Origin of the sequence: Sporosarcina sp. USHLN248 (assembly GCF_037144575.1) — a bacterium.
Classification (GTDB): Bacteria; Bacillota; Bacilli; order Bacillales_A; family Planococcaceae; genus Sporosarcina; species Sporosarcina contaminans.
This window is the reverse complement of the sequence record NZ_JBBCZC010000010.1, coordinates 22,600-44,899: the sequence shown is the minus strand read 5'-3', so window position 1 is coordinate 44,899 and position 22,300 is coordinate 22,600. Positions and strand designations below refer to the sequence as shown.

General features: G+C 43.3%; 21 protein-coding genes and 1 other annotated feature. All 21 genes read left to right on the top strand.

Translation table 11 applies throughout. The annotated features are described in order from the left end of the window. The first annotated feature begins 2 nt into the window (after positions 1–2). The 21 genes from WFH04_RS05905 (at position 3) to rplW (ending at position 22,280) form a co-directional block, all read left to right on the top strand. Positions 3–518: an NYN domain-containing protein gene (locus WFH04_RS05905; protein WP_336823136.1), complete on the top strand. Its 516-nt coding sequence runs from the start codon at positions 3–5 to the stop codon at positions 516–518. Between the two features lie 73 nt (positions 519–591). Further along, on the top strand, positions 592–1,239 hold the full coding sequence (gene sigH / locus WFH04_RS05900) for an RNA polymerase sporulation sigma factor SigH (RefSeq protein ID WP_336823179.1): 648 nt from the start codon (positions 592–594) through the stop codon (positions 1,237–1,239). A gap of 110 nt (positions 1,240–1,349) precedes the next feature. Continuing rightward, positions 1,350–1,499, top strand: a complete 150-nt coding sequence (gene rpmG / locus WFH04_RS05895) for a 50S ribosomal protein L33 (protein WP_336823135.1) — start codon at positions 1,350–1,352, stop codon at positions 1,497–1,499. 110 nt (positions 1,500–1,609) lie between these two features. After that, entirely contained in the window at positions 1,610–1,795 is a 186-nt protein-coding gene (gene secE / locus WFH04_RS05890) for a preprotein translocase subunit SecE (RefSeq protein WP_336823134.1), read from the top strand. Between the two features lie 184 nt (positions 1,796–1,979). Continuing rightward, on the top strand, positions 1,980–2,513 hold the full coding sequence (gene nusG / locus WFH04_RS05885; RefSeq protein WP_336823133.1) for a transcription termination/antitermination protein NusG: 534 nt from the start codon (positions 1,980–1,982) through the stop codon (positions 2,511–2,513). A gap of 170 nt (positions 2,514–2,683) precedes the next feature. Then, positions 2,684–3,109 carry a 50S ribosomal protein L11 gene (gene rplK / locus WFH04_RS05880; RefSeq protein ID WP_060203386.1) on the top strand — a complete coding sequence of 142 codons (426 nt, stop codon included), beginning with the start codon at positions 2,684–2,686 and terminating at the stop codon, positions 3,107–3,109. A 115-nt stretch (positions 3,110–3,224) separates the two neighbouring features. Further along, positions 3,225–3,923, top strand: a complete 699-nt coding sequence (gene rplA / locus WFH04_RS05875; protein WP_336823132.1) for a 50S ribosomal protein L1 — start codon at positions 3,225–3,227, stop codon at positions 3,921–3,923. A gap of 44 nt (positions 3,924–3,967) precedes the next feature. Continuing rightward, positions 3,968–4,112: a sequence feature (ribosomal protein L10 leader region), on the top strand. Between the two features lie 31 nt (positions 4,113–4,143). Continuing rightward, positions 4,144–4,644, top strand: coding sequence for a 50S ribosomal protein L10 (gene rplJ, locus WFH04_RS05870; protein WP_336823131.1), 501 nt, complete (start codon positions 4,144–4,146; stop codon positions 4,642–4,644). Between the two features lie 64 nt (positions 4,645–4,708). Continuing rightward, positions 4,709–5,074: a 50S ribosomal protein L7/L12 gene (gene rplL / locus WFH04_RS05865; protein WP_336823130.1), complete on the top strand. Its 366-nt coding sequence runs from the start codon at positions 4,709–4,711 to the stop codon at positions 5,072–5,074. A gap of 172 nt (positions 5,075–5,246) precedes the next feature. After that, positions 5,247–5,849, top strand: a complete 603-nt coding sequence (locus WFH04_RS05860; RefSeq protein ID WP_336823129.1) for a class I SAM-dependent methyltransferase — start codon at positions 5,247–5,249, stop codon at positions 5,847–5,849. A 215-nt stretch (positions 5,850–6,064) separates the two neighbouring features. Next, positions 6,065–9,607: a DNA-directed RNA polymerase subunit beta gene (gene rpoB, locus WFH04_RS05855; RefSeq protein WP_336823128.1), complete on the top strand. Its 3,543-nt coding sequence runs from the start codon at positions 6,065–6,067 to the stop codon at positions 9,605–9,607. Positions 9,608–10,144: 537 nt separating this feature from the next. Continuing rightward, on the top strand, positions 10,145–13,741 hold the full coding sequence (rpoC, locus tag WFH04_RS05850; protein ID WP_336823127.1) for a DNA-directed RNA polymerase subunit beta': 3,597 nt from the start codon (positions 10,145–10,147) through the stop codon (positions 13,739–13,741). A gap of 133 nt (positions 13,742–13,874) precedes the next feature. Next, a complete protein-coding gene (locus WFH04_RS05845; RefSeq protein WP_336823126.1) occupies positions 13,875–14,123 on the top strand; it encodes a 50S ribosomal protein L7ae-like protein in 249 nt (82 codons plus the stop codon). A gap of 104 nt (positions 14,124–14,227) precedes the next feature. Then, positions 14,228–14,650, top strand: a complete 423-nt coding sequence (rpsL, locus tag WFH04_RS05840; RefSeq protein ID WP_336823125.1) for a 30S ribosomal protein S12 — start codon at positions 14,228–14,230, stop codon at positions 14,648–14,650. Positions 14,651–14,685: 35 nt separating this feature from the next. Beyond that, complete coding sequence (gene rpsG / locus WFH04_RS05835; protein WP_207959161.1) at positions 14,686–15,156, top strand: 30S ribosomal protein S7; 471 nt, start codon at positions 14,686–14,688, stop codon at positions 15,154–15,156. 240 nt (positions 15,157–15,396) lie between these two features. Then, a complete protein-coding gene (gene fusA, locus WFH04_RS05830; RefSeq protein ID WP_336823124.1) occupies positions 15,397–17,475 on the top strand; it encodes an elongation factor G in 2,079 nt (692 codons plus the stop codon). A 128-nt stretch (positions 17,476–17,603) separates the two neighbouring features. Further along, the gene (gene tuf, locus WFH04_RS05825; RefSeq protein ID WP_336823123.1) at positions 17,604–18,791 is read left to right on the top strand and encodes an elongation factor Tu; all 1,188 of its coding nucleotides are present in this window, start codon (positions 17,604–17,606) and stop codon (positions 18,789–18,791) included. 1,574 nt (positions 18,792–20,365) lie between these two features. Then, positions 20,366–20,674, top strand: coding sequence for a 30S ribosomal protein S10 (rpsJ, locus tag WFH04_RS05820; RefSeq protein ID WP_042478628.1), 309 nt, complete (start codon positions 20,366–20,368; stop codon positions 20,672–20,674). 42 nt (positions 20,675–20,716) lie between these two features. Then, positions 20,717–21,346, top strand: coding sequence for a 50S ribosomal protein L3 (gene rplC / locus WFH04_RS05815; protein WP_336823122.1), 630 nt, complete (start codon positions 20,717–20,719; stop codon positions 21,344–21,346). Between the two features lie 26 nt (positions 21,347–21,372). Next, positions 21,373–21,996: a 50S ribosomal protein L4 gene (rplD, locus tag WFH04_RS05810; RefSeq protein ID WP_336823121.1), complete on the top strand. Its 624-nt coding sequence runs from the start codon at positions 21,373–21,375 to the stop codon at positions 21,994–21,996. Continuing rightward, a complete protein-coding gene (rplW, locus tag WFH04_RS05805; protein ID WP_336823120.1) occupies positions 21,996–22,280 on the top strand; it encodes a 50S ribosomal protein L23 in 285 nt (94 codons plus the stop codon). The genes rplD and rplW overlap by 1 nt, the downstream gene beginning before the upstream one ends. Positions 22,281–22,300 lie beyond the last annotated feature (20 nt).

The following is a 22,300-nucleotide window of genomic DNA, read 5'->3' as shown; positions in this document are numbered from 1 at the left end:
CGATGAAAAAAGATATTTTGTTAGTCGACGGTTACAATGTGATCGGCGCTTGGCCTGAACTGCGTAAGTTGAAACGAGAAAGGCTTGCGGACGCGCGGGACAGGCTCATTGAACGAATGGCTGAATACCAAGCGCATACGGGATGGCGAGTCATTGTGCTATTTGACGCGCATTTGGTTCCCGGAATCGAAAGGAAAAATTCAAAACATAAATTGGAGATCATCTTTACGCGTGAAAATGAAACGGCTGATGAGCGGATTGAGAAATTAGTCGCTGAATTAAGCGGGCGACGAGTGCAAATTCACGTCGCTACTTCAGATCGGACAGAGCAATGGGTCATTTTCGCGCAAGGTGCCCTCCGCAAATCTGCAAGAGAATTGAAAATTGAGATGGATGAAATCGATAAATTGATTACGGACAAAGTAAAAGATATTCAAGATCAGCGCCCTTTTTCAAAGATTCCGCTGTCGGATGAAGTAGCGGAAATTTTCGAAAAGTGGAGACGTGGAATGAAATGAGCTGTTGACGCAAAAAAATTCCATACGGTATACTGTTTGAAACGGCAATAAGAATCGGGGTGTGTAGTAATTGGTGGGGAAGACTTACGCTCTAGAGAACTTGTCGGATTATACTTGTCTGTCCGATGAAGAGATTATTGTTCTAATTCAAAATGGTAGTACGGATGCACTTGATTACCTCATAACAAAATATCAATCTTTTGTTAAAATGAAAGCGCGATCATATTTCATGATGGGAGGAGATCGGGAAGATATCATTCAAGAGGGGATGATCGGACTTTACAAGGCAATCAGAGATTTCAAGGGTGATCGTTTAAGTTCTTTCAAAGTTTTTGCTGAACTATGTATTACAAGGCAAATCATTACGGCCATCAAGACGGCGACTCGGCAAAAACACATCCCTTTAAATACGTCAGTTTCGCTGGACAAGCCTGTTTTCGATGAGGAGTCGGACCGGACATTGTTAGATGTTATAGCGGGTTCGGTTCTTGACGATCCGGAAGATTTGATGATTCATAAAGAAGATTTTAATTTGATGGAAGAAGAGATCAATAAAGTGTTAAGTGGACTCGAAAAACAAGTGTTGTCGCTCTATTTGCAGGGCCAAACCTATCAGGAGATTTCCGATGAACTGAACCGCCAAGTGAAATCGGTCGACAATGCCTTGCAGAGAATAAAGCGTAAATTGGAGCGACATATGCAGTTGGATGTTGTGCAATAGAAAGCTATATTTGTTAGCTTCCAATGGATTTCCATCAAGTTGACAGCATGGTAGTAAGGTGTTACTCTTTAGCAAGACAATGTCCAGAATCTGTAGACAAGGGTGGTAAAATGTCTAAAAAAACAATCTTATGCTGCGACCGATGCGGTTCGCGGAATTATGTTGTTCCGGCTGGCAATGCCGAGCCGACTACCCGGCTTACAGTAAAGAAATTTTGCAAACATTGCAATGCACATACAGTACACAAACAGACAGTTTAACGCTATTCTTTCTTTCGAGAAAGGCAAAAGCGGATTATATTTCTTATGCTTTCAAAAGGCATAGTAGTTCACGGCAGCAATATATTTATTATTCGGAGGTTAACGATTACATGGGTAAGATAACCGGATTTTTAAAAGATGTCGTCTCTGAAATGAGGAAAGTTAGCTGGCCAAAACGTAAACAATTGACACGTTATACGATTGTCGTTATTACGACGGTTGTTTTCATGGCTATTTATTTCGGTCTTGTCGACTTGGGCATTTCAGAAGTAATGGAATGGTATCTTGCGTTATAATTAGTGAGCATGAATATCTTTTGTTGAAAAATATCCCGTCTGTTGTATGAACGGGTTTTTTCATTTTTAAAAAATGTAATTGTCGGGATCGGGCCATACTTGCTGAAGATTGAGTGTTCGGCTGTTTGTGCCGTAATTTCAAACGAATAGGAGGGACGGACGTCTAGTCCTCGTCATTATGGAGATGGAGAAAAATTGGTACGTTGTCCATACGTATTCTGGCTATGAAAACAAAGTAAAAGCCAACTTGGAAAAACGTGTTGAAACGATGGGCATGCAAGATAAAATATTCCGTGTTGTCATACCTGAGGAGCAAGAAACGGATATTAAAGATGGCAAGAAAAAAACTGTTATGAAAAAGACTTTCCCGGGCTATGTCCTTGTAGAATTGGTCATGACAGATGATTCTTGGTACGTTGTCCGGAATACACCTGGTGTCACTGGGTTCATCGGTTCGTCTGGCGGCGGCGCGAAACCGACTCCGCTATTGCCGGAAGAGGTCGAATTCATCCTTAAGCAAATGGGCATGAAAGAGCGTAAAACAGAAGTAGATTATGAGTTAGGCGAAATGATTCAAGTTTTAGAAGGGCCATTTGCTCATTTCCAAGGAAAAGTGGAAGAAATCGATGCGGACAAAGGCAAGGTGAAAGTTTCTGTCGACATGTTCGGAAGAGAAACAATTATGGAACTTGACTTTGAACAAGTTGAAAAATTATAAGGGATTCCTACTTGCAAGACATGCATAAAAGTGGTATCATTTCAAAGGTCAGACTGTCAACAGAATAGTCTGGACGGATTAACCAATTCTACCGGCAGAAACCGGCAGGCACATATTGAGTGGGAGGGGCGACCCAATTACCACATCACGGACTTAAGGAGGTGTGTCTCGTGGCTAAAAAAGTAACGAAGATTGTTAAATTGCAAATCCCAGCAGGTAAAGCGAATCCAGCTCCACCAGTTGGACCGGCTCTTGGTCAAGCAGGTGTCAACATCATGGGATTCTGTAAAGATTTCAACGCACGTACAGCAGATCAAGCAGGCTTAATCATCCCTGTTGAAATAACTGTATTCGAGGACCGTTCATTCACATTCATTACAAAAACACCACCAGCAGCAGTATTGCTGAAGGTTGCAGCGAATCTTCAAAAAGGTTCTGGTGAGCCGAACAAGAAGAAAGTTGCTACTGTAAAACGTGATAAAGTTCGCGAAATTGCAGAACAAAAGATGCAGGATCTAAACGCGGCGTCAGTCGAAGCGGCGATGGCAATGGTTGAAGGTACTGCACGCAGTATGGGAATCACGATCGAAGACTGATTTTCCATATCGCGATGTTTCTTTGTAGTGGGGGTTGCGCTTGTTCATCGAACACGCAACCCTTATTCGTGGGAGGTTCAATCCGTTAAAACCACAAACGAGGAGGAAATTTATAATGGTTAAAAGAGGTAAAAAATTCACTGAAGCGGCGAAGCTTGTAGATCGCACAAAAGCATATGATGTAAAAGAAGCGATCGAGCTTGCGAAAAAAACAAGTACAGTAAACTTTGACGCTACTGTGGAAGTTGCATTCCGTCTTGGTATTGACACTCGTAAAAACGATCAGCAAATCCGTGGGGCAGTCGTGCTTCCAAACGGTACTGGTAAAACTCAACGCGTATTAGTTTTCGCTAAAGGCGAAAAATTAAAAGAAGCGGAAGCTGCTGGTGCAGACTACGTTGGCGACGCGGAGTACATCAATAAAATCCAACAAGGTTGGTTCGAATTTGACGTAATCGTTGCAACTCCTGACATGATGGGTGAAGTTGGTAAAATCGGTCGTGTATTAGGACCGAAAGGCCTTATGCCGAACCCTAAAACAGGTACTGTAACATTTGATGTTGCGAAAGCTGTTGAAGAAATCAAAGCAGGTAAAGTTGAATATCGTGCAGATAAAGCTGGTATCATCCACGCTCCTATCGGCAAAGCATCTTTCGATAACGAAAAGCTTGAAGAGAACTTCTTGACTGTTTTTGAAACAATTCAAAAAGCGAAACCTGCTGCTGCAAAAGGAACTTATATGAAGTCTGTAAACATTACAACTACTATGGGTCCTGCAGTGAAAATCGATCCAACATCTGTTGTAATTAAATAAAACCATTGACAAACTGATTTTCATATAGTAAGATTCGTTTGTTGTATAATCACTCATTTGTACCGTAGACAGCAGGTGCGTACTTCGCTTAATTTCCTGCCGAGGACAAGACGCTCTTTTATTAAAGATGACGACTTTTCAGCCCTCATGTCTACTTTTGTATGACATGAGGGCTTTTCATATCGGTATAAGTGACCCAAATCTTATAGGAGGTGTCAAGATGAGCAAAATTATTGAAGCTAAACAAGCGGTCGTTGAAGAGATTTCAGGCAAGTTGAAATCAGCTGTTTCTGTTGTCGTTGTTGACTATCGCGGTCTTAACGTCAGCCAAGTGACAGAGCTTCGTAAACAACTTCGTGAAGCGGGCATCGATTTTAAAGTTTACAAAAACTCTATGACTCGCCGTGCAGCTGAAGCTGCTGGACTTGAAGGATTGAACGAACACTTGACAGGACCAAACGCAATCGCATTTTCTGAAGAAGATGTTGTTGCTCCTGCAAAAATCCTTAACGAATTTGCTAAAAATAACGAACAACTTGAAATTAAAGCAGGCGTGATTGAAGGTACAATCGCATCGGTTGAAGAAGTGAAAGCATTGGCTGATCTTCCATCCCGCGAAGGACTTCTTTCTATGCTACTCAGCGTACTGCAAGCTCCAATGCGCAACTTCGCGCTTGCGACAAAAGCAGTTGCAGAGCAAAAAGAGGAACAAGGCGCTTAAGTTTGTGGCGTGAACGAAAATATACGGGTTAAACCCGAAAAAACCTATTTAGGAGGAAAATATAATGACTAAAGAACAAATCCTTGACGCGATTAAAGAAATGACAGTTCTTGAATTGAATGACCTTGTAAAAGCAATCGAAGAAGAATTCGGCGTAACTGCTGCAGCTCCTGTTGCAATGGTTGGCGGTGCAGGTGCTGGTGAAGCTGCTGCAGAACAAACAGAATTCGAAGTGGTTCTTGCTTCTGCTGGAGACCAAAAAATTAAAGTTATCAAAGTTGTTCGCGAAATCACTGGCCTTGGCTTGAAAGAAGCGAAAGAAGTAGTTGATAACGCTCCAAAAGCAATTAAAGAAGGCGTTTCTAAAGAAGAAGCTGAAGAAATGAAAGCTAAACTTGAAGAAGTTGGCGCAGCTATCGAACTTAAGTAATTTGAAATAGTGAAGAAAAGCTCGTCGAAAAGGACGGGCTTTTCTTCGTTTTTTTATACCGGCAGAGTCTGGATGAAAACAAACGTGTATAGTGAGAAATTCGTTAAAATGCAACAGTGTGTAGTTTTTAGTTTTAAATTGGCTAGCCTTTCGGTGAGGAAGGAGAATGATTATGTCTGAACATTACTACTCGAAAAACCCCTCGGTAAAGAGCGATCCGAAAGAGTGGAGTGCGACGATCCGAAATAAGCAGTTTCATTTCGAAACAGACGCAGGCGTATTTAGTAAAGGTGATGTTGACTTTGGCTCTCGTCTTCTAGCGGAATCTTTTTGCTTGCCTGATGTCGATGGTCCGTTATTAGATGTCGGCTGCGGATATGGCCCGATCGGGTTATCGATCGCCGTTTCTTTTCCGAATCGGAATGTCCATATGGTAGATGTGAACGAAAGAGCGTTATCGTTAGCAAAACGTAATGCCGAAAGAAATGGCGCAGAAAATGTGGAAATTTATCCAAGCGATGCGCTTTCTGCTGTAACGAGAGATGGATTTGCCGCTGTTTTAACAAATCCGCCAATCCGGGCAGGAAAAGAGACGGTGTTCAACATTTACGAAGGTGCATTTTCGAAATTGGCAAAGGGTGGAGAGCTGTGGGTCGTCATTCAAAAGAAACAAGGTGCTCCTTCGACGATGAACCGGCTGGAGGAACTTTTCGGCAACGTGGAAACTGTTGCAAAAAAGAAAGGCTACTTTATAGTAAAGAGTAAAAAGTCTTGACTATAGGCTGATGGTATGATAGCATTGGAAAATGCAAATATTATAATGCGGTCGTGTGCCCTTTTGCATAAATTTTGAATTGTTAGGGCATGCTGGCGATGGATAAAAGATTGTGAAACCGAAAATGAGCTCTTGCCGGAACTCGTTTTCTTTTTGTTTTTTCGATATCATACACTATTTTTATGATTTCGCAAAGGACTAATATTGTTTGAGGGGTGAAAGAGTTGACAGGTCATTTAGTTCAGTATGGTCAACACCGTCAGCGCAGAAGTTTTGCGCGAATCAATGAAGTTCTTGAATTGCCGAACTTGATTGAGATTCAGACGGCATCTTATGAGTGGTTCTTGGAAGAAGGTCTGCGTGAAATGTTCCGCGATATTTCCCCTATTCAAGACTTTACGGGGAATCTATCTTTGGAATTTATCGATTATCAACTTGGTGAGCCGAAATACCCTGTTGATGAATCGAAGGAGCGCGATGTTACGTATGCAGCACCACTCCGGGTGAAAGTACGCTTGCACAACAAGGAAACTGAAGAAGTGAAAGAGCAGGACGTTTTCATGGGTGACTTCCCGCTTATGACTGAGAACGGAACTTTCATCATCAATGGTGCGGAAAGGGTAATCGTATCCCAATTAGTACGTTCCCCGAGCGTCTATTTTAACGATAAGACAGATAAAAACGGTAAACGTGGCTTTGCTGCTACTGTAATACCGAACCGTGGTGCTTGGCTTGAATACGAAACGGATGCAAAAGATGTTGTGCATGTGCGCATCGACCGTACGCGTAAGCTGCCAATTACTGTGTTATTGCGCGCGCTTGGATTCTCGAGCGACCAAGAAATTATTGAGTTGATTGGTGATAACGAGTATTTGCGCAATACGTTAGAAAAAGATAACACGGAAAACTCGGAAAAAGCATTGCTTGAAATTTATGAGCGCCTGCGTCCAGGTGAGCCACCTACTTTGGATAGCGCGAAAAGCCTTTTATACTCCCGTTTCTTCGACCCAAAAAGATATGATTTGGCAAACGTAGGCCGTTATAAGATGAATAAAAAACTTCACCTTCAAAACCGTCTGTTCAACCAAATCGTTGCTGAAACGTTGGTTGATCCGGAGACAGGAGAAATTCTTGTTGAGAAGGATCAGTTGATTGATCGTAGAACTTTGGATCGTTTATTGCCTTACTTTGAAAATGGAGTAGGCGTTCAGGAAATTTCCCATGTGGGCGGTGTCTTGGACGAGGATATTACGATTCAAACGGTCAAAATTTATGCTCCGAAAAGCGAAGAGAAGCAGGTAATTAATGTCATATCCAATGCGAATATCGACGAAGCTATCAAGCATGTGACACCAGCTGACATCGTGGCTTCAATTAGCTATTTCTTCAACTTGCTACATGGCGTTGGAAACACGGATGATATTGACCACTTGGGTAATCGTCGTTTGCGCTCTGTCGGTGAATTACTGCAAAACCAATTCCGTATCGGGCTTTCCCGTATGGAACGTGTTGTAAAAGAGCGGATGTCAATTAACGATACACAATCGATTGTTCCCCAACAATTGATTAATATCCGTCCGGTTATCGCTTCGATCAAAGAATTCTTTGGAAGCTCCCAGCTATCCCAGTTCATGGATCAGACGAACCCATTAGCAGAATTGACGCACAAACGTCGTTTATCTGCCCTTGGGCCTGGTGGTTTGACAAGGGAACGAGCAGGGATGGAAGTGCGAGATGTTCACTATTCCCACTATGGGCGTATGTGTCCAATCGAAACACCGGAAGGTCCGAACATCGGGCTAATCAATTCACTCTCTACATTTGCACGCGTCAACAAGTTTGGCTTCATCGAGACGCCTTATCGGAAGGTAGATCCTGAAACGAACCGTGTGACAGACCAAATTGATTATTTGACAGCTGATATTGAAGACAACTATATCGTTGCACAAGCGAACGCTCCTTTGAACGAAGATGGCTCTTATGTTAATCCTGAAGTAGTAGGGCGTTTCCAAGGGGATAATACAGTATTTAAGCGCGAACAGATCGACTACATGGACGTATCTCCTAAACAGGTAGTTTCTGCGGCGACAGCTTGTATTCCTTTCCTTGAAAATGACGACTCCAACCGTGCATTGATGGGAGCGAACATGCAACGTCAAGCGGTGCCGTTGTTGAACCCAGAAGCTCCGTTCGTCGGTACAGGTATGGAACACGTATCTGCACGCGACTCAGGTGCTGCTGTCTTAGCTAAATTCCATGGGATTGTTGAGCATGTTGAAGCGAAAGAAATTCGCATTCGTCGTATTGAAACAGTCGATGGCAAAGAAGTGAAAGGCGACTTGACGGTTTACAAGCTTGAGAATTTTATTCGTTCGAACCAAGGAACATGCTACAACCAACGTCCGATCGTCCGTGTCGGAGATCGTGTAAAACCACGTGATATTATTGCGGATGGTCCTTCAATGGACAATGGTGAATTGGCATTGGGCCGAAATGTCCTTACTGCATTCATGACATGGGATGGTTATAACTATGAGGACGCGATCATCATGAGTGAAAGACTTGTGAAAGATGATGTCTTCACTTCTATTCATATTGAAGAATATGAATCCGAAGCCCGCGATACAAAATTAGGGCCTGAAGAAATTACGAGAGACATTCCGAACGTCGGTGAAGAAGCGCTTCGCAACTTGGATGATCGAGGCATTATCCGTATCGGTGCTGAAGTAAGAGATGGCGACATCCTTGTCGGGAAAGTGACACCTAAAGGGGTTACTGAATTGACTGCGGAAGAGCGTCTATTGCATGCGATTTTCGGTGAAAAAGCTCGCGAAGTGCGGGATACGTCTTTACGTGTACCACACGGCGCTGGCGGTATCGTCTTGGATGTAAAAGTATTTAACCGTGAAGATGGAGATGAATTGCCTCCTGGCGTCAACCAATTGGTTCGTGCGTATATCGTTCAGAAGAGAAAGATATCTGTAGGGGACAAGATGGCAGGGCGTCACGGTAACAAAGGGGTTATCTCCCGCATACTTCCTGAAGCGGATATGCCTTACTTACCGGATGGCACACCGATCGATGTCATGTTGAATCCATTAGGCGTACCTTCTCGGATGAACATCGGACAGGTATTGGAAATGCACTTAGGAATGGCTGCTCGCAACTTAGGTGTCCATATGGCAACCCCTGTTTTCGATGGTGCAAACGAAGAAGATGTGTGGGAAACAATGGAAGAAGCGGGCATGAATAGAGACGGTAAAACGGTTCTTTATGATGGACGCACTGGCGAACCATTCGACAACCGAGTTTCAGTTGGTGTCATGTACCTTATCAAGCTTGCCCACATGGTTGACGATAAATTGCACGCGCGTTCCACAGGTCCTTACTCACTCGTTACACAACAACCGTTGGGTGGTAAAGCTCAATTTGGAGGACAGCGTTTCGGTGAGATGGAAGTTTGGGCACTTGAAGCGTATGGTGCTGCCTATACATTGCAAGAAATTCTTACAGTGAAGTCGGATGACGTAGTCGGCCGTGTGAAAACATACGAAGCAATTGTCAAAGGCCAAAGTGTACCGCAACCTGGCGTTCCTGAATCCTTCAAAGTATTAATCAAAGAACTTCAAAGCTTAGGCTTGGATGTGAAAATGCTCACTGAGGATTTCGAGGAAATCGAAATGCGCGACTTGGACGAAGACGACGACATGCAACCAACTGACGCACTAAACCTAATGACAGAAGACCAACCAGTATAATCAAAAGCGAAGAACGCCGTTTAGCCTCGACAGGCGTTGGAGGGCTTGAACATAAGGCGCTCTCTGCCTTATGAAAGGAAGGCAGTCTAAAATCGTCGCGTCCTGTGACAACGACTGCATGACCTGCATCGTGCAGGCCCAAACGACCCGAGAGGCTGGCGTTCGGAGTCTGGACGTAATCAAAAGCGGAAAGGGGCGTTAAGCGACGTAGAAACTGGAGATCCCTCGTACGAGATAAAGGAAACACGGTAAGCGCAGCGATCCGATGTTGACTTATCGCAGGGAGGGGGATTGAAGTTTCCTAGTCGCTGCCCCTTGAAGTCTGGACGAACCAAAAGCGAAGAACACCGCTTAGCCTCGATAGGCGTTTAGCCTTTTGAAGCTCAAAAAAATAGCAGCAGTAATTTTTGAATAGATACGTATGATTGACTTGTGCAATTGAATAGGGTCCCAACCCCGTGTTTCGGCTTGGGGACCCTTCTTTTAACGATAAAATTGAAGCCATCGCGGAGATAAGATTAGAGGGAGGTAGGCTCCTTGATAGATGTAAACAATTTTGAGTATATGAAAATCGGACTCGCTTCACCGGATAAGATTCGTTCTTGGTCATATGGAGAAGTGAAAAAGCCTGAAACAATCAACTACCGTACATTGAAGCCGGAGAAGGATGGACTGTTCTGTGAACGGATCTTCGGACCTACTAAAGACTGGGAGTGCCATTGCGGTAAGTACAAACGAGTTCGCTACAAAGGTGTAGTTTGTGACCGTTGCGGAGTAGAAGTTACGCGTCAAAAAGTCCGCCGGGAACGAATGGGCCATATTGAATTGGCGGCTCCGGTAACACATATTTGGTATTTCAAAGGAATTCCGAGCCGTATGGGTCTCATTTTAGATATGACGCCTCGTGCCTTGGAAGAGATTATCTATTTTGCATCTTATGTCGTAATTGATCCGGCAGATACGCCTTTGGAAAGAAAGCAACTTCTTTCAGAAAAGGAATATCGACTTTACCGTGAAAAGTATGGCTCTAAATTTCAAGCGCTAATGGGCGCTGAAGCAATCGAACAGCTTTTAATGGCAATCGATTTGGATAAGGAAACAGAAGCATTGAAGGAAGAGCTGAAAACTGTTCAAGGACAACGTCGTACTCGTGCGATCAGACGCTTGGAAGTTGTCGAGTCTTTCCGGAATTCAGGCAACCGTCCTGAGTGGATGGTACTTGAAGTACTACCTGTCATCCCTCCTGAATTGCGTCCCATGGTTCAATTGGACGGCGGTCGTTTTGCAACATCTGACTTGAATGACCTTTACCGTAGAGTGATTAACCGGAACAACCGTCTGAAAAGACTGCTTGATCTTGGAGCGCCGGGAATTATCGTTCAAAACGAGAAGCGTATGCTTCAAGAAGCGGTAGATGCCCTTGTTGACAATGGCAGACGTGGACGCCCAGTAACAGGACCGGGTAACCGCCCGTTAAAATCCCTCTCCCATATGTTGAAAGGGAAACAAGGTCGTTTCCGTCAAAACTTATTGGGTAAACGGGTCGACTATTCAGGTCGTTCGGTAATCGTCGTAGGACCGAATTTGAAAATGTATCAATGTGGGTTGCCGAAAGAAATGGCAATTGAGCTTTTCAAGCCTTTCGTCATGAAAGAGCTTGTTGAGCGCGGACTTGCGCATAACATTAAAAGTGCTAAGCGGAAAATTGAAAGACTTCATTCGGAAGTATGGGACGTCCTTGAAGATGTCATAAAAGAACATCCTGTTCTATTGAACCGCGCCCCTACGCTTCACAGATTAGGGATCCAAGCTTTCGAGCCGATGTTGGTAGAAGGCCGCGCCATCCAGCTTCACCCGTTAGTATGTACGGCTTACAATGCCGACTTTGACGGTGACCAAATGGCGGTTCACGTTCCTTTATCAGCAGAAGCGCAAGCGGAAGCACGTCTGTTAATGCTTGCAGCACAAAACATCTTGAACCCGAAAGATGGTAAGCCGGTTGTTACGCCTTCTCAGGATATGGTTTTAGGTAACTACTATCTCACATTGGAACGTAAAGGCGCTATCGGTGAAGGTACGGTATTCAGCGATATGAACGAAGCGTTGATCGCGTATCAGAACGGGCATGTCCACTTGCATTCCCGCATCGCGATTCAAGCAGGCTCATTGAACAACCCGACATTTACGGAAGAGCAAAACCGTAAATTGCTCTTAACGACAGTAGGTAAACTTATTTTCAATGAAATCTTGCCGGAAACATTCCCGTACATTAACGAACCGACAGATCATAACTTACAAATGGAAACGCCAGATAAATACTTCGTTGAAGGTACAGTAAATATTAAAGAACATCTTGAGCAAGCCGAATTGGTACTTCCGTTCAAGAAGAAAATTCTTGGTAATATTATCGCGGAAATCTTTAAGAGATTCCACATTACGGAAACTTCCAAAATGCTGGACCGCATGAAAAATCTTGGCTTCAAATATTCGACAAGAGCGGGCATTACAGTCGGAATTTCCGACATTGTCGTTCTTCCGAACAAAGATGAGATTCTCCAAGAGGCTCAAGATAAAGTTGATAAGGTTACGCAACAATTCCGTCGTGGTTTAATTACGGAAGAAGAGCGTTATGATCGTGTCATTTCTTATTGGAGTAATGCGAAAGATATCATTCAAGACAAACTGATGGATTCCTTGGAAAATACGAACCCGATCTATATGATGAGTGATTCCGGAGCCCGGGGTAATGCGTCTAACTTTACACAGTTAGCAGGGATGCGTGGATTGATGGCCAACCCGGCTGGACGTATTATTGAGTTGCCGATCAAATCATCGTTCCGTGAAGGGTTAACCGTATTGGAATATTTCATCTCCACTCACGGTGCTCGTAAAGGTCTCGCGGATACAGCTCTGAAAACTGCCGACTCAGGTTACTTGACACGCCGTCTCGTTGACGTTGCACAAGATGTCATCGTTCGTGAAGATGATTGTGGAACAGATCGCGGCCTTGAAATTACGGCGCTTACGGAAGGCTCTGAAATCATCGAAACATTGGAAGAGCGAATTGAAGGACGCCATGCGAAGAAGACGATTCGTCATCCAGAAACGAAGGAAGTCATCGTTGAGAAAGATGCTTTAATTACTGCTGATTTAGCTCGGGCAGTCGTTGATGCGGGAATCGAAAAAGCGACGATCCGCTCGGCGTTTACATGTAATACAAAACACGGCGTATGTAAAAAATGCTACGGCATCAACTTGGCTACTGGTGAAGCGGTTGAAGTTGGCGAAGCAGTCGGTATTATCGCCGCTCAATCAATCGGTGAACCAGGTACACAGCTGACGATGCGTACATTCCATACCGGCGGTGTTGCAGGAGACGATATCACTTCCGGTCTTCCGCGTATTCAAGAGATTTTCGAAGCGCGTAATCCGAAAGGTCAGGCAGTCATCTCCGAAATTAAAGGTACTGTGTCCGACATCGATGAAATTCGAGAAGGGCAAAAAGAAATTACAATTCAAGGCGAAGTCGAAACTCGAAAATATTTGGCACCATACAATGCTCGCCTAAAAGTTCAAGTTGGCGATGAAATTGATCGTGGAGACAATATTACAGAAGGTTCGGTAGACCCGAAAGAATTGATTATCGTTAAAGACGTTGCTACGGTTCAAGAATACTTACTGAAAGAAGTTCAAAAAGTATACCGTATGCAAGGTGTAGAAATCGGTGATAAACACGTCGAAGTTATGGTTCGCCAAATGCTTCGTAAAGTCCGTGTCATCGAAGCGGGAGACACAGATCTTCTACCAGGATCCCTGCTCGATATTCACCAATTCTCAGAAGCGAATGAAACTGTATTGAAAGAGGGCAAGGTTCCTGCGACTTCACGTCCGGTTATACTCGGTATTACGAAAGCATCGCTTGAAACTGAATCATTCCTATCTGCAGCTTCATTCCAAGAAACGACTCGTGTCCTAACTGACGCAGCCATCAAAGGCAAAACAGACGAATTATTAGGTCTGAAAGAAAACGTCATTATCGGGAAGTTAGTTCCAGCTGGAACAGGTATGCAGCGTTACCGCCATATCGAAATGGAACGTGAAGAGGAAGAAGCTTCAGCAGTCGGTGCAGAATAAACGACATATAGTCAGGGAAATGGGGGAGTAAAATTTCTCCCCCATTTTTCGATTATCTGTTGACAGTTTTCTACGCAAGTGGTAATATACAAAAGGTTGATAGTTGAATGTCTGTACTTTGGAGGATATCATCATGTCTTATGATAAAGTCGAGCAGGCAAAAGATACGATCATCGGTACAAAGCAAACAGTAAAAGCAATACGAGCTGGTATCGTACAGAAAGTCGTCATTGCGGAGGATGCGGAACAAAGGCTTGTCTCTTCGGTTATCGAAGAAGCTAAGACGCATAATATTCCCATAGTTTATGTCGATTCAAGAGAAAAATTAGGTCGGGCATGCGGCATACAAGTCGGTGCAGCAACAGTTGCAATTACTGATTGATGGTTTTTGTGTTAATGAAAACACAAAGACTTTGTTTTTACCCCAAAAATGAACCACCTGGATGTGTGGTCTTATGAAAAGCACAGTGAAAGGAGGAAAATCCGATGCCTACAATTAACCAATTGGTCCGTAAACCTCGTAAATCGAAATCGGACACTTCCAAGGCACCAGCACTCGGAAAAAGTTATAACAGCTTCAAAAAGTCGATGACAAACGTCAACTCGCCACAAAAAAGAGGTGTTTGTACTCGTGTGGGTACAATGACTCCGAAGAAACCGAACTCGGCTCTTCGTAAATATGCGCGTGTACGTTTGACTAACACTTTGGAAGTTAACGCATATATCCCTGGTGAAGGCCACAACCTTCAAGAACACAGCGTTGTTCTAATCCGTGGAGGACGTGTTAAAGACTTACCGGGTGTTCGTTACCACATCGTTCGTGGCGCGCTTGATACTGCTGGTGTTACTGGCCGTATGCAAAGCCGTTCACAATACGGTGCTAAGAAACCTAAAGAAAAGAAAAACTAATAACGAAATGATCATTTCGAAAGGAGGAAAACAATATGCCTCGTAAAGGTCCTGTTGCAAAACGCGACGTATTACCGGATCCAATTTACAATTCGAAGCTTGTCACTCGTCTTATCAACAAAATGATGGTAGACGGTAAAAAAGGTACATCACAAAAAATCCTCTATGGTGCGTTCGAGCTTGTTAAAGAACGTTCTGGTAAAGATCCAATCGAAGTATTTGAAGCTGCATTGAACAATGTAATGCCTGTACTTGAAGTGCGTGCTCGCCGTGTCGGCGGTGCGAACTATCAAGTTCCGGTCGAAGTACGTCCAGAGCGCCGTACAACACTTGGTCTGCGCTACCTTGTAAACTACTCACGCACTCGCGGTGAAAAAACGATGGAAGAACGTCTTGCGAACGAAATTCTTGACGCTTCCAACAACACAGGTGCATCCGTTAAACGTCGTGAGGAAATGCACAAAATGGCAGAAGCGAACAAAGCATTCGCTCACTACCGCTGGTAAGATCGGACGGTTTATCTTTATTCAGCAGAAGGTTGCCGCCTCTAAAGGTATCGAGATGCATGTAATTTTGTATACTGCTTAGCGGGTGTTGAGATTCAGCTGAACAAAGATAAAAGCCTCCGGCGGATGTCAAGGATTTTTAAGGGAAGGTTTTCGAGCTTGTTCGAAAAAATCCTGACACAATCACGCCGAGGCGTGATTGATTGACACCTTAATCCGAAACGGAAGGAGATATACAAAATGGCTAGAGAGTTCTCCTTAGAGAATACTCGTAACATTGGTATCATGGCTCATATCGACGCTGGTAAAACAACGACGACTGAGCGGATCCTTTTTTACACAGGTAAGATCCATAAGATTGGAGAAACTCACGAAGGTGCTTCCCAAATGGACTGGATGGAGCAGGAGCAAGAGCGTGGTATCACGATCACTTCCGCTGCAACAACAGCTTCATGGAAAGGCCATCGTGTAAACATCATCGATACACCAGGACACGTGGACTTCACAGTTGAGGTTGAACGTTCCCTGCGTGTTCTTGATGGGGCTGTAACAGTTCTTGATGCACAGTCAGGTGTTGAACCTCAAACTGAAACAGTTTGGCGTCAAGCGACTACTTATGGCGTACCTCGTATTGTATTCGTCAATAAGATGGACAAGACAGGTGCGGATTTCCTTTATTCTGTAGGCACGCTTCATGACCGTCTACAAGCGAATGCTCATCCGATTCAATTGCCGATCGGTTCCGAAGATAACTTCAGCGGAATCATCGACTTGGTTGAGATGAAAGCTACTATGTACGGTAATGACCTTGGAACAGATACAACTGTTGAGGAAATTCCTGAAGAATATAAAGCGCAAGCTGAAGAATACCGTGAGAAATTAATCGAAGCTGTCGTTGATTTCGATGAAGACCTCATGGAAAAATACCTCGGTGGAGAAGAACTTTCAATTGAGGAAATCAAAACTGCAATCCGTAAAGCGACACTTGCGGTAGAATTCTACCCAGTAGTTTGCGGTACTGCGTTTAAAAACAAAGGGGTTCAATTGGTTCTTGATGCAGTAGTTGACTACTTGCCATCACCACTTGACATCCCTGCAATGACTGGTATCAATCCTGATACTGAAGAAGAAGAAGAACGTCATGCAAGCGATGAAGAGCCATTCTCTGCTCTTGCATTCAAAGTTATGACTGACCCTTATGTTGGTAAACTTACATTCTTCCGAGTTTACTCAGGTGTACTTGAATCAGGTTCTTATGTACAAAACTCTACAAAAGGCAAACGTGAGCGTGTAGGCCGTATCCTACAAATGCACGCGAACAGCCGTGAAGAAATTGCTGAAGTTCACTCTGGTGAAATTGCTGCAGCAGTTGGTCTGAAAGATACTGGAACAGGTGACACGCTTTGTGACGACAAAGCACCGATCATCCTTGAGTCTATGGAATTCCCTGAGCCTGTTATCTCGGTTGCGATCGAACCGAAAACAAAAGGCGACCAAGACAAAATGGGTACTGCTCTTGCGAAGCTTCAAGAAGAAGACCCTACATTCCGCGCTCATACAGACCAAGAAACAGGAGAAGTTATCATCGCAGGTATGGGTGAGCTTCACCTTGACATTATCGTTGACCGCTTGAAACGTGAGTTTAAAGTAGAAGCGAATGTTGGAGCACCACAAGTATCTTATCGTGAAACATTCCGTAGCGCTGCGGAAGTTGAAGGTAAGTTCGTACGCCAGTCTGGTGGACGTGGTCAATACGGTCACGTTTGGATCGAATTCTCTCCAAACGAAGAAGGAAAAGGCTTCGAATTCCAAAATGCAATCGTCGGTGGTGTCGTTCCTCGTGAATACATTCCATCCGTTGAAGCAGGTCTTCGCGATGCTCTTGACAACGGGGTATTGGCAGGCTATCCATTGATCGACATTAAAGCTCGTCTATTCGACGGTTCTTACCATGACGTTGACTCCAATGAGATGGCGTTTAAAATTGCAGCATCTATGGCACTTAAAAATGCCGCATCAAAATGTAACCCAGTTCTTCTTGAACCAATGATGAAAGTTGAAGTCATTATTCCAGAAGAGTACATGGGAGACATCATGGGTGATATTACATCACGCCGTGGTCGCGTTGAAGGTATGGATGCACGTGGTAACGCACAAGTTGTTCGTGCAATGGTACCACTTGCTGAAATGTTCGGCTACGCAACTTCACTTCGCTCGAATACACAAGGTCGCGGAGTATTCTCGATGGTATTCGATCACTATGAAGATGTACCGAAATCAATCGCTGAAGAAGTTATCAAGAAAAATAAAGGCGAATAAGCTAGTTTCGACTTGTTTCTAAAGATAATTACTTGTAAGATATGGATAGTTGGAGGGAATTCATTTCTCCAGCTTCCATAGCTATAAAAAAATCAAACACATTCATATTTTTAAGGAGGAATTCCAAAATGGCTAAAGAAAAATTCGACCGCTCCAAGGAGCATGCTAACGTTGGTACAATCGGTCACGTTGACCATGGTAAAACAACTTTGACTGCTGCAATCGCAACAGTTCTTTCAAAAAGAATGGGTGGAGAAGCGAAATCATACGCTGACGTAGATAACGCTCCAGAAGAAAAAGAGCGTGGTATTACAATCAGTACTTCTCACATCGAGTACGAAACTGAAAAACGCCACTACGCACACGTTGACTGCCCAGGTCACGCTGACTATGTTAAAAACATGATCACAGGTGCTGCTCAAATGGACGGCGGAATTTTGGTTGTTTCCGCAGCTGATGGCCCAATGCCACAAACTCGTGAGCACATCCTTCTTTCTCGTCAAGTAGGTGTTCCTTACCTAGTTGTATTCATGAACAAATGTGACATGGTTGACGACGAAGAGCTTCTAGAGCTTGTTGAAATGGAAATCCGTGACCTTCTTTCTGAGTACGAATTCCCTGGCGATGATATCCCAGTGATTAAAGGTTCTGCTCTTAAAGCGCTTGAAGGTGAAGCTGAGTGGGAAGAAAAAATCGTTGAGCTTATGAACGCTGTTGACGAATACATTCCAACTCCAGAACGCGACACTGAAAAACCATTCATGATGCCAGTTGAGGACGTATTCTCTATCACTGGTCGTGGTACAGTAGCAACTGGCCGTGTTGAGCGTGGCCAAGTTAAAGTCGGTGACGTTGTTGACATCATCGGTTTGTCTGAAGAACCAAAATCTACAACTGTTACAGGTGTAGAAATGTTCCGTAAGCTTCTTGACTATGCTGAAGCTGGCGACAACATCGGTGCACTTCTTCGTGGTGTTTCACGTGAAGACATCGAACGTGGTCAAGTACTTGCTAAACCAGGTACAATCACACCACACACTAAATTCAAATCAGAAGTTTATGTTCTTTCAAAAGAAGAAGGTGGACGTCACACTCCATTCTTCTCTAACTATCGCCCACAGTTCTACTTCCGTACAACTGACGTAACTGGAATCATCACTCTTCCAGAAGGCGTAGAAATGGTTATGCCTGGCGACAACGTTGAAATGACTGTAGAATTGATTGCTCCGATCGCGATTGAAGAAGGTACTAAATTCTCAATCCGTGAAGGCGGCCGTACTGTTGGCGCTGGCGTAGTAGCAACAATCGAAAAATAATTAGCAATATAACTTGTGCGCACACAAAAATCCCGTCTATGGTATAGGCGGGATTTTTTATTAAACGTAAACGCAGGATACGAATGTAATGGACGTAAAAATACATCGAATGACGAATAACCGCTGGTCAAAACGCATAAAAGTGTCAAAAACGCATAATCGCTGGTCAAAACGCATAAAAGCATCTATAAACGCATAATTGCTGGTCAAAATGAATAAACATTCAGATTAAATTGTAGAAATACAGTTGACGGTATTTATTTGTCTACCAACACCATAAATCTACAAAATCACGGGATGCTTAAGCAAGCTTACGATAAGCGTTGTAGAAAACAGCTTTTATGCTTGTAGGGCGGCGGATAAGCATTGAATAGTTGATATGCAGTGATAAGTTCTAATATAAATGGTCAGTGCATTTAAGTGATTGATTCACTGTTCGCTTATACGCAACTTTCCAAGCCGTTTATGATTGAAAGTGTGTGTAATCAAAGCATTTTCTATCCATCTATAAACATTGCGCCCTTACCTTTATTCCTTATTGGCACGGGATCTGTTTCATTAACCCAATTATGAGTGGCATAACAATACCTCTGTATCTTCTATCGCTTAATAAGTACGCAACCATCATTTATTTATGCGTTTTATCATTGTTTCTCTTACAATCAAAGAGCCTCTGATCAGTGCTTCTGCTTTCTTTCCTCTATTATCGATTAACTTATGCGTCTTATCTCCGTTTTATGCGTTTTACTAACAATTTATGAGTCCATAATGAGTACATATGCGTTCTTTTTTCGTTTGATGAGTACGCAACCATCATTTATGCGTTCTTGATTAGTGTTTATGCGTCCTTTCATGATTGATTAGCATTGATTTTCCTTTATGAGCAACATTATCACTTTCCTCGTTATTCAACCCTTGTTAATGAGTTAACGATTTATAAGTAAATGCTCTTCCTTCTATTATATAAGCACCAGCGTTCCACCTCCATTAAGGCGGCAGCCAGTGAATGACTAGGGTAGCAACATTCTCCTGATTATTCATAAGTTTGCACGCTCTTCTATTCAGAAAATTTTCTCCTCATATACATTCGTAATGAAAATAAATAGTCCATCTTATAAACAGTAAAGCGGGGAGAGGTGCGCGAGTTGTTTATAGGATTAATTCTTGAGGATAAACCAAACAATCTTATCCTTTAAAATTTGAAATTCTTCATCTATAGACGCTCCGCAACAATCATAAGAAAAAATTCAGAAAGAACCTTCTTGAAATATTAATTGGCGGTTTAAATAAACGGTGTAGTTTAATGAAAATCGATTAATAGGCATAGGTAAATGCCGCCAATTTGCTGCTCGGAGTTGAAAATAATAATTACCATGTATATAATTAAAAAGTCGAGAAAAGAATTTCGCCAAAAGGGTTGCGGGATTCTTTTTCCTTGTGTATAATGTTGAATGTTGGTCTTTGACTGCGATGAAGCGGGAGGTTGCCGACACACCCGGCCGCTTTGCCATGGCATGTGTGTGGGAAATTTCCGTGGAGAATGTCTAGAAAATAGGCGAGAAGGAGGGAAAATAATGGCAAAACAAAAGATTCGTATTCGTTTAAAAGCATATGATCACAGAATTCTTGATCAGTCAGCTGAAAAGATTGTAGAAACAGCAAAACGTTCAGGTGCGAGTGTGTCAGGTCCGATACCTCTACCAACTGAAAGATCTGTTTACACGATCCTTCGTGCGGTACATAAGTACAAAGATTCGCGCGAGCAGTTCGAAATGCGTACACACAAACGTCTAATCGATATCGTCAACCCGACACCACAAACTGTTGATGCATTGATGAAACTCGATTTACCATCAGGCGTAGACATTGAAATCAAACTTTAATCGATAAAAATAACAAATTCATTTATTCAGGAGGTGTGACAAATGACCAAAGGAATCTTAGGAAGAAAAATCGGTATGACGCAAATTTTTGCTGAAAACGGTGATCTTATTCCAGTAACTGTGATTGAGGCTACACCAAACGTTGTTCTTCAAAAGAAGACAAACGAAACAGATGGCTATGAAGCAATCCAGCTTGGATTCGATGATAAACGTGAAAAGCTTGCAAACAAACCTGAAAAAGGACACGTTGCAAAAGCTGAAACGGCACCTAAGCGCTTCATTCGCGAATTCCGCGGAGTTGATGTAGCTGGGTACGAAGTTGGTCAGGAAGTCAAAGTTGATACATTCGCGGAAGGCGATATTGTCGACATTACAGGAGTATCAAAAGGTAAAGGATTCCAAGGTGTTATTAAACGCCACGGACATTCACGTGGGCCAATGAGCCACGGTTCCCGTTTCCACCGTGCACCAGGTTCTCTAGGTTCGGTTGACGGACAACGTGTATTCAAAGGTCATAAATTACCAGGCCGTACAGGTGGAGATACAGTAACGATTCAAAATCTTGAAATCGTACGAGTTGACGCTGAGCGCAACTTACTGCTTGTTAAAGGAAACGTTCCAGGAGCACGCAAATCACTTATCCAAGTGAAAAGCGCTGTAAAAGGGAACTAATTTTTTAGAGGAAGGAGGAAACAAGAATGCCTAAAGTATCCGTACTAAGTCAAACAGGTTCTTCAGTAGGCGATATCGAATTGAACGAAGCGATCTTCGGTATTGAGCCAAACGAAGCTGTTCTATTTGAAGCATTGGTTCAACAACGTTCATCGTTGCGCCAAGGTAACCATAAAGTAAAATCTCGCGCGGAAGTAGCAGGCGGTGGCCGTAAACCATGGCGCCAAAAAGGAACGGGCCGTGCACGTCAAGGTTCTATCCGTTCGCCACAATGGCGTGGAGGCGGTATCGTATTCGGACCAACTCCAAGAAGCTACAGCTACAAACTTCCTAAGAAAGTTCGTCGCTTAGCACTTCTTTCAGCGCTATCTTCTAAAGTTCGCGAAGAAGAAATCATCGTATTGGACGCTCTTTCATTTGATGCTCCAAAAACGAAAGAATTCACGAAAGTTCTTAAAGATCTTTCAATCGATAAAAAAGCATTATTTGTAACAGCTGACCTTGATGAAACAGTAGCATTGTCTGCTCGCAACATCCCTGGCATCAGTGTTGTTACAGCAAATGGCATCAATGTCCTTGACCTTGTCGGCCATGACAAGCTCGTCTTGACGAAAGATGCTGTCCAAAAAATTGAGGAGGTGCTTGGTTAATGGAAGCACGTGATGTACTAAAACGTCCGGTCATTACCGAGCGTTCTTCAGAACAAATGGAATTCAAAAAATACACTTTCGAAATTGACACTCGCGCTAACAAAACGCATGTGAAGCAAGCTGTCGAAGAAATCTTCGGAGTGAAAGTTGAAAAAGTCAACGTACAAAACTACAAAGGCAAGTTCAAGCGCATGGGAAGACATGCTGGTTACACGAACAAACGCCGCAAAGCGATTGTTACATTGACTGCTGATTCAAAAGACATCGAACTTTTCGAAATGTAATTGAAACGTAAATAAACGAA